Origin of the sequence: Clostridium tarantellae, from assembly GCF_009295725.1 — a bacterium.
GTDB classification, from domain to species: Bacteria; Bacillota; Clostridia; order Clostridiales; family Clostridiaceae; genus Sarcina; species Sarcina tarantellae.
Map to the genome: position 1 here is coordinate 1 of NZ_WHJC01000389.1, position 2567 is coordinate 2567.

The 2567-nt window shown below is 27.8% G+C and carries 2 protein-coding genes and 1 other annotated feature; both genes read left to right on the forward strand.

The features are described from left to right. A partial coding sequence (locus GBZ86_RS17410) for a hypothetical protein (RefSeq protein WP_170272281.1) occupies positions 1-203 on the forward strand: 203 nt, incomplete at its 5' end. 192 nt (positions 204-395) lie between these two features. Beyond that, positions 396-626 (forward strand) — a binding site (T-box leader). A 49-nt stretch (positions 627-675) separates the two neighbouring features. Then, positions 676-2334, forward strand: coding sequence for a glutamate--tRNA ligase (gltX, locus tag GBZ86_RS14825; RefSeq protein ID WP_152891929.1), 1659 nt, complete (start codon positions 676-678; stop codon positions 2332-2334). Positions 2335-2567 lie beyond the last annotated feature (233 nt).

Here is a 2567-nt window from a genome sequence, read left to right on the forward strand (position 1 = left end):
TTTTATGGACATGGTTTAAATTAGAAGATAAAAGTTATATGCAATATATAGCTAAAGAATATAATTTAGAGCAAATTGCTAGGTTAGCTGATAAAAAAGGAATTAACTTTGCCAATACAGCATTAGAGAGTAAAGTTAAAGAATTTTGTCCTACATTATATAATTTACTTAAGGAGTATGCTTTAAGAACTAGAGTATACTGAATTTCTTATGTTTAATAAAGATTAGAGAAGTTATTTTTAATTTTGTACCCTATTATTAAGGGATATATTTTATTTAAGAAGTAAAAAATTGTTTTATAAATTTATGTATATAAATGATTGACAAAATTAAATTAATATATTTACATTTATATATGTGATAGTTATAATAGGATATATATTAAAATTAAATATAATTAAACGTTGATAAAGAAGAGTATATAGATTATTAAAATTAAGCGATCTAGGGAGAGTGTAAGCCTAGAATTTAATACTATAGAAAGAAACTTTTGAGTTACAAGCAAAAAGTTAAGTATTTAAGGAGTATGCTTGTGGGTATCTACCCTTATAAGAGTTGAGTGAATTAGATTTTTATATTTAATTAATTTAGGTGGTAACGCGGAAGTAAATTCTTTCGTCCTAAGTTTTTAGGATGAAGGGATTTTTTTATTATAGAAAGGACAGGTGAAATTCAATGAGTTTTGAAAAATTAGCAGAATTAATATTTCCTAATATAGATAAGACACCAGAGTACTATATAGAGAAATATCCAAAGAGAGAATTAAAGGAAGGTGCGGTAGTTACTAGATATGCACCAAGCCCAACAGGATTTCAACATATTGGTGGAGTTTTTGCAGCTTTAATAAATGAAAGATTAGCAAGTCAATCAGAGGGTATATTTTATTTAAGAATAGAAGATACAGATCAAAAAAGAGAAGTTGAAGGTGCTATAGAAGATACAATAAAAACTATGCATAAGTTTGGTATGGATTTTAACGAAGGAATGATTGGTGAAAATACAGAAAAAGGTTCTTATGGTCCTTATAGACAGAGCCAAAGAGCAGAAATTTATAAATCTTTTGCTAAAGATTTAATTAAAAAGGGATTAGCTTATCCATGTTTTGCAACACCAGAGGAGTTAAATGAATTAAGAGAAAAGCAAATAGCTGAAAAAATAACTCCAGGATATTATGGAGAATATGCTAAATATAGAAATTTATCTGAAGAGGAATCAATAGAAAAAATAAATAATGGAGTTCCATATATAATAAGAATTAAATCACCAGGAAATATAGAAAACAGAGTAGAGTTTCATGATTTAATAAAAGGAGATATTTCTTTTCCTGAAAGTAATCAAGATATAGTTATAATTAAAGGCGATGGTCTTCCCACATATCACTTTGCACATGCTATAGATGATGCTTTAATGAGAACTACTCATGTAATAAGAGGAGAAGAATGGTTATCATCTCTTCCAATACATGTACAGCTATTTGAAATTTTAGGATTTGAAGCACCAAACTATGCTCATATTCCAACAATAATGAAATTAGATGGTGGTTCTAAGAGAAAGCTTTCTAAGAGAAAAGATGCTGAAAGTGCTGTAAGCTATTATGATGAAGAAGGATATCCAATGGTATCTGTAATTGAATATTTATTAAATATAATAAACTCAACTTTTGAAGAGTGGAGAGCAGAAAATCCAAAGGCTGATTATCATGAGTTTTTAGTAGTTTTAGATAAAATGAGTAAAAGTGGAGCGTTATTTGATATAGTTAAATTAAATGATGTAAGTAAAGATGTTATAAGTAGAATGACAGCAGAAGAAGTTTATAGCCATTACATAAATTGGGCTAAAGAGTATGATAAAGAAATGTATGAATTATCTATAGCAAATGAAAAAATGGTTAAGGAAATCTTTAATATAGAAAGAGAATGTGCAAAACCAAGAAAGGATTTTGCTAAGTGGAGTGATGTAAGAGGGAAGATATTCTTCTTTTTTGATGAGTTATTTGATAAAGAAAAAGCTCATGATGTAGAACTATCAAAGAATGTGGATTTATCTGAAGCTAAAAGAATAATAGAAGCATATGCTAAGGCATATAGCTTTAACACAGATAAAGAAACTTGGTTTAATGAGTTAAAGGCTGTAGGTGCAGAACTTGGATATACTTCAGATAGAAAAGCATTTAAAAAAAATCCAGAAGAGTTTAAGGGAATGGTAGCAGATGTAGCAGCATCAGTAAGATCTGCTCTAGCTCATAGAACTAATACACCAGATCTTTATACTATAATGCAAATTATGGGAGAGGATAAGGTTAGAAGTAGATTTGAAAAGTTTTTAAATATATAAAAATTATTACAAAAAAGAAATCTAAAGTTTATTTAGATTTCTTTTTTCAGGCTGTCGACAAAGTCGACAGCCTTTCCATTTTCTTATAAAATAATATTGGGTGATAAATATGATGACTAAAAAAAATACTGATAATAGATTTAAAATTGAATTTAACAGTTTAGAAGCTCTTGTGCCTAAAAATCATTTAGTTAGACAAATTGATAGAGCAATAGATTTTAATTTTATATATG

Bases quoted from the DNA above. Each gene is read 5' to 3' on its own strand.
- gltX (WP_152891929.1), top strand. From the start codon at position 676: ATGAGTTTTGAAAAATTAGCAGAATTAATATTTCCTAATATAGATAAG.